This is a genomic window from Occallatibacter sp. (assembly GCF_049510455.1).
Classification (GTDB): domain Bacteria; phylum Acidobacteriota; class Terriglobia; order Terriglobales; family Acidobacteriaceae; genus Telmatobacter.
Map to the genome: position 1 here is coordinate 1 of NZ_JBEKYX010000140.1, position 8,304 is coordinate 8,304.

The 8,304-nt window shown below is 56.8% G+C and carries 7 protein-coding genes; 4 read left to right on the forward strand and 3 right to left on the reverse strand.

Annotated features, from left to right (window positions below):
* The coding region (locus ABSG47_RS19260) for a hypothetical protein (RefSeq protein WP_424171639.1) at positions 1 to 390 on the forward strand (390 nt) is incomplete at its 5' end.
* Here the strand turns inward: ABSG47_RS19260 and ABSG47_RS19265 are convergent.
* On the reverse strand, positions 343 to 3,042 hold the full coding sequence (locus tag ABSG47_RS19265) for a [protein-PII] uridylyltransferase family protein (protein WP_424171642.1): 2,700 nt from the start codon (positions 3,040 to 3,042) through the stop codon (positions 343 to 345). The genes ABSG47_RS19260 and ABSG47_RS19265 overlap by 48 nt on opposite strands.
* Positions 3,043 to 3,287: 245 nt before the next feature.
* Between ABSG47_RS19265 and ABSG47_RS19270 the strand changes: the two genes are divergently transcribed.
* The gene (locus tag ABSG47_RS19270; protein WP_424171657.1) at positions 3,288 to 4,190 is read left to right on the forward strand and encodes a sensor domain-containing diguanylate cyclase; all 903 of its coding nucleotides are present in this window, start codon (positions 3,288 to 3,290) and stop codon (positions 4,188 to 4,190) included.
* 102 nt (positions 4,191 to 4,292) lie between these two features.
* On the opposite strand, the gene ABSG47_RS19275 is transcribed toward ABSG47_RS19270, so the two are convergent.
* Both ABSG47_RS19275 and ABSG47_RS19280 read right to left on the reverse strand, forming a co-directional pair.
* Positions 4,293 to 4,631 (reverse strand): P-II family nitrogen regulator, encoded by a 339-nt coding sequence (locus ABSG47_RS19275; RefSeq protein WP_424171645.1) that lies wholly within the window; start codon positions 4,629 to 4,631, stop codon positions 4,293 to 4,295.
* A 102-nt stretch (positions 4,632 to 4,733) separates the two neighbouring features.
* Positions 4,734 to 6,149 (reverse strand): ammonium transporter, encoded by a 1,416-nt coding sequence (locus tag ABSG47_RS19280; RefSeq protein ID WP_424171648.1) that lies wholly within the window; start codon positions 6,147 to 6,149, stop codon positions 4,734 to 4,736.
* A gap of 182 nt (positions 6,150 to 6,331) precedes the next feature.
* Between ABSG47_RS19280 and ABSG47_RS19285 the strand changes: the two genes are divergently transcribed.
* Together ABSG47_RS19285 and ABSG47_RS19290 are read left to right on the forward strand one after the other, a co-directional pair.
* A complete protein-coding gene (locus ABSG47_RS19285; RefSeq protein ID WP_424171651.1) occupies positions 6,332 to 7,090 on the forward strand; it encodes a hypothetical protein in 759 nt (252 codons plus the stop codon).
* 142 nt (positions 7,091 to 7,232) lie between these two features.
* Positions 7,233 to 7,808 (forward strand): NADH-quinone oxidoreductase subunit B, encoded by a 576-nt coding sequence (locus ABSG47_RS19290; protein ID WP_424171654.1) that lies wholly within the window; start codon positions 7,233 to 7,235, stop codon positions 7,806 to 7,808.
* Positions 7,809 to 8,304: the final 496 nt, after the last annotated feature.

Consider the following 8,304-nt stretch of genomic DNA (forward strand, 5'->3'; position numbering starts at 1 on the left):
GCTGCTTTCACAATAATCGTCGGTGATCAGATAAGCCTGCATGTCATTCTCGGGCCGAAAACAGGTCCTATAGCGCTCATCGCCGCATACGCGCTGCTTTCAATCGGGATAGTTCTTCTATTCCTGGCCTTCTTTGGAATGAAGGTTGGATCGTTTGCAAAGCCTCTTATCTATCTCGGCAAAATATCGTACGGCTTGTATGTTTTTCATGACCTGTCTCTCCGCATCATCTATCCCCTTGAGCAGCGCTTCCACTTCGGTGGAGTGTTGTCAGTGCTTTTTTCTCTGGCAGTCTGCATCCTTCTGGCCAGCCTCTCATACAAATTCCTTGAAATGCCCTTTCTACGGCTGAAGGAAAAATTCGCCTTCGTTCGTACACGGACTGCTTGACCGTATCGGACGAATGCCCAATGGCCTTCGATCTATTCGTTTGGATGGAAAGAGAACTGGTGCCCGCATTGCCTCAAGTGCCTCAGTCAGGTCGCGCGATAGCGCTTCCTGTGCTTCTTGCGTCAATTTGCCGCCATTGCGGGTCAGGTAGAAGACGTCAATTGCTGTTTCACCTTCGGTATCGATGAGGGCGGCTTCAATGTTGCATTGATGCTTGCTCAGCGTGAGAGCTATCTGGCGTAGCAGTCCCGGTCCATCCTGCGCCACCACCTGCAACAGAGTCGAGTGCGTAGAAGACTCCGAGTCGAACTGCAGTCGTGTCTGCACCTCTACCTTGATTCCCGTCGAGTGATTCTGGCGCCGTCCGCGCAGCATCTGCTCCACTCCCACTTTTTGCGCCACCACGTCGTGAATGTTCAGCAGAAAGCGGCTCTTCTCACTCGGGTTCAGCTCAAGTGTGCGAAACACATCGGAGAACTGAAAGCTGTCTACCACCACGCCGGCATCGTTTGAGAATGCGCCGGCCTTCACAATGTTCATGCCCCATGCAGCCAGCGCTCCGGCTACATCCGTAAACAGCCTGGACCGGTCTCGCGCAATCACTGTCAGGTCAAACAACTGCCGCAGCGGCCGCAGATCCAGTTGCACCGGATCCGTATTCAGGTTCAGAGATAGTTGGAAGTGGTTGCGAATATGTTCAGGAAGCCTGGTCTGCAGATACCGCTGCGGAAGTCCCTCGAGAAACTGCCCCAGCGCAGTGTACTGTGCGGGCGGAACCATCGATCGCAACCGGTTCTGCAGTGTCGGGTCGACTGCCGCGTGGTATCGCGTCTCATCCACGCTGCGGTCCATAAAGTTGGCCGTCGTCATGTAGAGCTGCCACAGGTTTTCAGCCTTCCACGGCGTTAGCGCCTCCGGATTCACAGCCTTGATGTCCGCATACGTGAGCAGCGTCATCATCTTCAGCAGCATGGGACTGCCCATCTTCTCCGCAAACATCCGTATATTCTCGGCGTCGAAGATGTCCCGCCGCAGCGCGTTCGACATCTCCAGATGCTGCCCGATGAGCTTCAGTACCGTCTCGCGCTCTTCGTTGTCAAAATCAAGCCTGGCAAGAAAGCTGTCTGCCAGCTCCACGCTTTGCATCGTGTGCTCGCCCGTACGCCGCCCCTTGCCGGTGTCATGCAGCAGCAGCGCCAGCAGAAACAGATCGAGCCGGTCAATCTCCGGCAGCAGTTGCCCCAGCCGCTGCTCGTAATCATGCGCCGGCTGCCGCAGCCCGTGCACGTTATTGATGGTCAGAAAGGTATGTTCATCCACCGTGTAGCGGTGATAGCTATCGCGGATCACCAGCGCATCGATGCCGTGAAACTCCGGAATCAGCATCTCCAGGATGCCGAGCGCATGCATGGTTCGCAGCGCGTGTGCCGCGTGCGGCCCCAGCAGCACCTCCCGCAGCGCATTCCACAGATACGGCCCCTCTGGAATGTGAATCGCCAGTGCAGGCAGCGAGTCCGTGATGCAGTCTTCCGCCGCCTGCGAAAGCGTGTATCCATGTGTGGCCATCAGGGAGAAGATGCGCAGGATGGAAGCTGCATCCTTGAACTGCGCGCCGGGAAGAATGTCGATGCGCCCCTGGTCGAGAATGAACTCTGTTCCCGCAATCGGGCTGCGCCGCCTGCGGAACTGTTTGTAAAAGCTCACGGGCGCCGGCAGGTTTTCCATCAGCAGCACCGCTCGCCGGTAAACCACACGCGCATGGCGGTAATAGGTTCGCATCCAGTAGGCCGGATCGGCTGTTCCGCGAGTCTCCAGGCCAATCGATTGCGCCGCGGCCTCATCCTGCGATTGCCAGTCCAGCGCATTGTTGTCGCGTCCGTGACGGAAATGCAGAAAGCATCGGGCCGCGGCCAGAAAATCAAATGCCGCCTCAGCATCGCCGCGCGCGCTCTGAAAGACTCCTCCGCGCTGCTTGGGCCATTCGCGCGTCTCTTTCAGGTGAAACAGCAGCGCGAACCACACCGCCAGGTGATAATCCCGCAATCCGCCTGGACAATCCTTCACATTTGGTTCGAGGTGAAAGATGGTGTTACCGAACCGCGCATGCCGCGCCCGCGCAATCTCTCCCAGCTTCTGCGTAATCTGGTTCCACTCGCTCAGCACCAGTCCGGGCAGCACCGTCTGGTGCAGTTGCTGGTAAAGAGGGAACTGCCCGGCCAGAAACCGGCGATCCAATGTCGCCAGGGTGAATTCAAGATTGTCAGGATCGAACCGTCCGGCTTCTTTCAGAGTCCGCGAGGCAGGACTGGCGCGCAAACCAATGTCCCACATCCCCTGGATAATGGCTCGTACCGCATCCCTGGCCTGCTCCTCGGTTTTTTCGTCCGCATAGGCAAACAGCACATCGATATCGGAAAAGGGAAACAGGTCCTTGCGCCCATATCCGCCCAATGCCAGCAGAGAAACGTTGTAGCCGGGATTTCCCGCAAAGGCCCGCCGCCACATCTCGATCAGAATGCGGTCCACAATCGCGGATCGACGACGGATCGCCGCGGTCCCGTCCCCGGTGCGCTCCCACGTCTGCCGCACCAGCGCCATCTCACGCAGATACAACTCTCGTAGATCGTCTACCGCGATTGCGACAGGGTCCATGTTCTCTAAAAGGTGCTCCGAAGGTTTTGCCGAAGCAAAAGGCTGTCCTAACAGAATAAGCGATCAATTAAGCACGGAGGAGGCAGATGAAGCGCATTGGCGCCGGAAAACTCAAAATCGTTCTGGGGCATCATACCAATACCTTGGTTGAAAAGTGGAGCGACCTTGGTTGAAAGTGGAGTGGTTCTTCCGCTGAAAGCGAGATTGCAGGGGGTAGGTCAATCAGCGATGAGATTGATTTTCAAATTCTTGCTGAACACAACGCGGATGTGATCTGCATGGTCGGGCTGGACCTGACTATGCATTATGCTTCGCCATCGTGCCAGCGCATCTTGGGTTGGACACAGGAAGAAATGTGCGGAAAGGGGCCAGATGCCTTCGTTCTGCCCGAAGATATTCCGACAGTTGTGGCTGTCCAGGAACAGCTGATGAGCCGGACTGTCGATGAAATGCCAACCGTCGTCAGGATGCGGAAAAAAGATGGGGCGTTTGCGTGGATGGAGATCAACGCACGCATCATGAAAGACAAGGTGAGCGAAGAATTACGCGGCATCGTCCTGACTCTGCGTGATATTACCGGAAGCAAAATGCGGGAAGAAGCGCTGGAGCAGTTGGCGTTCCAGGATAGCTTGACCGGGTTGGGGAATCGCAGGATTTTCGACCGGACTTTGGAGCATGAGTGGGGGCGAACCATCCGGCACGGCGGTGTAATGTCGCTGATTTTGCTCGATGTGGATTGCTTTAAACAATTCAATGATCTATATGGACATGTGTCCGGGGATTCTTGTCTGCAAGCCGTTGCCGCGGCAGTCAGCAAGGCCATTGGCCGCTCTACCGATCTGGCAGCACGCTATGGAGGAGAAGAGATCGCTGTGATTCTGCCCGATACAAATCCATCCGGCGCCTTGAAGGTTGCGGAAAACATACGAGCCGGCATCATTTCGCTTCATATTCCCCACTCAGGGAATTCAGCGGGACAGGAATGGGTAACGGTAAGCGTGGGGGTGGTTACAGCAACGGCTCATCTGCACGGGACATTAACAGATATGCCGGAGAAGCTGCTACAAGCAGCCGATCGCTCCATGTACAAGGCGAAACACGAAGGCAGAAATCGCATTCACCAACATCCCCTGTCGCAATCACTTTAAACAGGTTTTAATGCCTGGATAGTGTCAGCGTGCAAATAGCTTATTTCTCGTGGATCTGCCCGCCCAAAGATCAATGAGCGCACCCTGCGCTGAGTGATCTCATTACAGTGCCGCTTCGCCGCGCTCGTCATTGCGAATGCGGATCGCGTCGTCGATATTGCTGCAGAAAATCTTGCCGTCGCCGATGCGCCCTGTCCGAGCCGCGCCAACAATCGCCTCGATGGCCTTGTCCTTCAGCGTATCCGCCACCACCATTTCGATCTTTACCTTCGGCAATAAATCGACCGTGTACTCGCGGCCACGATAAAACTCCGTGTGACCCTTTTGCCGTCCATGTCCACGGGCTTCCAGAATCGTCATTCCCTCAATGCCCGCTTCCAGCAGAGCATCCTTTACCGCATCCAGCTTCGAAGGCTGGAGAATCGCTTCAATCTTCACCATGTGTGCAATGCCTCGGTTTGTGATACTTCACCGGCTTTTTAGCCTATCAGGCCGGACTACGATCATGCTTCAGCCCGGTGTTGATATTCGATGTACCTCAATTCACGAATTGAAGTCGTAGCCTTCTTCACCGTGTTGCGAGAGATCCAACCCCTCATTCTCATCGTCTGCGGAAACCCGCAGCCCGATTGTCTTATCGACAGCAAACAGCAGAATCGGAGTTCCAATCAGCGAAATCAGCCACGCAATGCCCGCACCGGCTGCCTGGTTGCCCAGTTGCGCCCAGTGTCCGTCCAGGACGCCAAGCGCCAGCGGCTTACCCGCGGCATCGTTGCCAAACGCAGGATTGATCACAGCCACCGCAAAGACGCCCGTAAGCAGCGCGCCCAGCGTCCCGCCCATGCCGTGTACGCCAAAGGCGTCCAGCGAATCGTCATATCCCAGCTTGCCCTTGATGATCAGCACCATGAAGGAGCAGAAGAATCCCGCAATCAGGCCGATTGCCAGCGCAGACATCGGCTGCACATAGCCGGAGGCCGGCGTAATCGCCACCAACCCTGCTACCGCGCCTGAAATTGCTCCCAGCGCTGTCGGCTTGCCGTTATGGAACCATTCGAAGACGCTCCAGCCCAGCGCCGCCGCGGCAGCGGCAAAGTGCGTATTGATAAACGCGCTGGTCGCCAGACCGCTCGCGTTCGTCGCGCTGCCCGCGTTAAATCCAAACCAGCCCACCCACAGCAGGCATGCGCCAACAAAGCTCAGCACCAGCGAGTGTGGAGGCATCGCCGTCTTTGGATATCCGAGACGTTTGCCCAGGTACAGAGCTGTAATCAGCGCCGACACGCCGGACGTAATATGCACCACCGTCCCGCCCGCAAAATCCAAACTCGGAATCTTCCCTCCGTTGGCATTCAGCAGCCCGCCCGCGCCCCACACCATGTGCGCCATCGGGCAATACACCACCAGAGACCACAGCGAGAGAAATACCGCCATGCCGCTGAACTTCATCCGCTCCGCAAACGCGCCCGTAATCAGCGCCGGCGTGATGATGGCGAACATGAGCTGGTACACCATGTATGTCTGCTCTGGAATCGTCTGCGGATAGACCTTCTCAAGCGAAGGCGTCAGCGGAACATTGTTCAGAAACAGATGCTCAAAACCGCCCACAAACCAGTTGCCGTGCCCAAAGGCCAGCGAGTAGCCCACAACCGCCCACAAAATCGTCACCAGCCCCATCATGGCGAAGCTCTGCATCATGGTGCCGAGGATGTTCTTCTTCCGCACCAGCCCGCCATAGAACAGCGCCAGCCCCGGCCCGGTCATCATGAGCACCAGTGCCGCTGAGGTCAGCATCCAGGCGTTATCGCCCGCGCTCTGCGCATTGGCAACAGCCGTGTTCAGTGCGTTGATTTGGGCCTGTGTGGATTGCGCTCCGCCTGATCCTGCTGCCTGAGCGAGGCCAAGCGCAGGCAATCCAAGAAAGACAAGCAGTGCGAGGAATCTACGCCAACAATGCATGGTTATCTGTTTCCTGTATATGAGAATGAAGAAACTGAAAAGGTTTGGAACTGATCATAGCGCACAGCAAAAGAATGACAGGCGCTCATCTTTGTGGAACTGATTCAAGATTGCCGGATCAGGCATAAAAATAGAACAAGGATTTGCCAGATTAGGTAGAAAGAAGGATTCACGAAAGAAAGATGATCAACGCAATCACCTGTATTCGGCGAATCGCGGCCATCTTCTCCGGCTGCCTGTCCGCACTCCTGCTCTCTGGACTCGCATTGCCTCCGGCGCAGGCGCTTTCCGCTGCCTGCTCCAGAATCATCATTCAAGGCGAAGTCTCATTCGGACAGGCGTGGTCCGCGCCGCTCGGTCAGGGATGGGTCTTGCGCCTGGTCCCCGTTCAGCCCGCGGACAAATACTCCGGCTGGGACATCGTGCTTGACCGCGCTGAACCAGCCGGCTTTCCGGACGCGGTCTTTCTTGCCACGCCGCCTTACGGCTCGCTCAACGAACGCGAAATCGCTACCACTTACGGCCTTCGCGCGCAGGATGCCATCGGCTGGAATCCCCGAACCTTCCGCTTCCTCACGGACCCCGCTGTCTTCCATGCTGCGCAGCAGTTGTATCTTTCATCGCATGGCGCAGCCGATCCAAAGACCGCGGCAGGCCTCCTCGATCTCATCCATTCCGCCTCCCAGGGCGAGTTACGCATCCTTGATGCCCGTATCGCACCCGGTATCGCTGATCCCGCCCGCTACGCGCAGAACTGGGCACTTTCCGCTGCGCGCGCTCCGTATCAAGTGCTGCCGCCACCCTCCGGCCAGCCCACCCCGCGCGGCGCGCTGCTCTGGATGCGCTTCACTCTGACGCTATGGCCGCCGCCGGGCTGGCGCGCGCCCGCTGGCTGGACCGCCGCCTCGTCGCCCTGCCTGCTGTCTTCCTCGGCGCATTAGATTTGCTGGGCGCATCCGGCCTGAACTGCGCAGATGCATCCCCTGCCAGATTCTCGGCATCGTATGCTTTGGGGTTCTAACCACTCGGCTTCGCTCAACTTAGCGCTGGCTATGAGGAAATAACAAAGGTATATTGGAAGATATGACGCCATCTCTGGAGCGCGACCGCTACCTCTTCGGCAGTTTGGAAAGTAGCGCATTGAACCGCGCAAAGCTTCGCGAAGTGAATTATGGCTTCGAGCAACCGGAAGGCGTATTCTTCACCACTCTCGATTTCGCCGTGAATTGGGTCCGCAAAAGTTCAGTCTGGCCCATGACATTCGGCCTTGCCTGCTGCGCCATTGAGATGATGTCGATGGGCGCTTCACGCTTTGATATTGCACGCTTCGGCGCAGAAGTCTTCCGCCCATCGCCCCGTCAATCCGACCTCATGGTCATTGCAGGCCGCGTCTCGCAGAAGATGGCCCCGGTCATTCGCCGCCTTTATGACCAGATGCCTGAGCCCAAATGGGTGATTTCCATGGGCGCTTGCGCCACTTCAGGGGGAGTATTCAATAACTACGCGCTCGTCCAGGGCGTAAATCAGATCATCCCTGTCGATGTTTATGTTCCTGGCTGTCCGCCGCGGCCTGAGCAATTGATGTATGCCATCACTTTGCTGCAGGAGAAGATTCAGCGGGAGCCGCGTAGTTTGCGCAAGACGCTCAACCTTCAGTGATCTGTCAGGCGCTGGAGCAAAGCATTTCAGCAGCAATCTCGTCAGAGCCGAATCAAGTGACGGAAGTGCCTTTGACGGCATGATTCGGGGATGATCAGGATGATTCATAGCGATGTGGCGTGGGCTGCATCATTGAAAAAATGTGCTTTAGCGGCGCCGTACTGTGATACCGTACGAGTGACGGTTTACTGGCCGTTTCAGGCGAATAATCGTGTGAGGGTAACTTCGGCGGTGTCGCGTTACGAGTCGCTTATGCACTTGACCCGGGTCTGAAATACAAAATAAAAAAGCAGTTCAGTTTGATTGCGGAGGAAAAACGGATGCATTCACAAATGAAGAAGACAGTCAGCCGAGCTTTGGCGCTGGCGGTGCTGTCTCTAGCGCCGTATGCGTTGCTAGGTCAAGGAGCGGCGAAGGGGCCGTCTTATGGGGATTCGCCATCGCGGTGGGATATATTTGCGGGCTACAGTTACCTGGGGCCGCACGATACGGTGAC

What these genes read in the sequence shown, in the direction of transcription:
- ABSG47_RS19265 (WP_424171642.1), bottom strand. Translation starts at nt 3,042, where the DNA reads ATGGACCCTGTCGCAATCGCGGTAGACGATCTACGAGAGTTGTATCTG.
- ABSG47_RS19280 (WP_424171648.1), bottom strand. Translation starts at nt 6,149, where the DNA reads ATGCATTGTTGGCGTAGATTCCTCGCACTGCTTGTCTTTCTTGGATTG.
- ABSG47_RS19290 (WP_424171654.1), top strand. Translation starts at nt 7,233, where the DNA reads ATGACGCCATCTCTGGAGCGCGACCGCTACCTCTTCGGCAGTTTGGAA.
- ABSG47_RS19285 (WP_424171651.1), top strand. Translation starts at nt 6,332, where the DNA reads ATGATCAACGCAATCACCTGTATTCGGCGAATCGCGGCCATCTTCTCC.
- ABSG47_RS19275 (WP_424171645.1), bottom strand. Translation starts at nt 4,631, where the DNA reads ATGGTGAAGATTGAAGCGATTCTCCAGCCTTCGAAGCTGGATGCGGTA.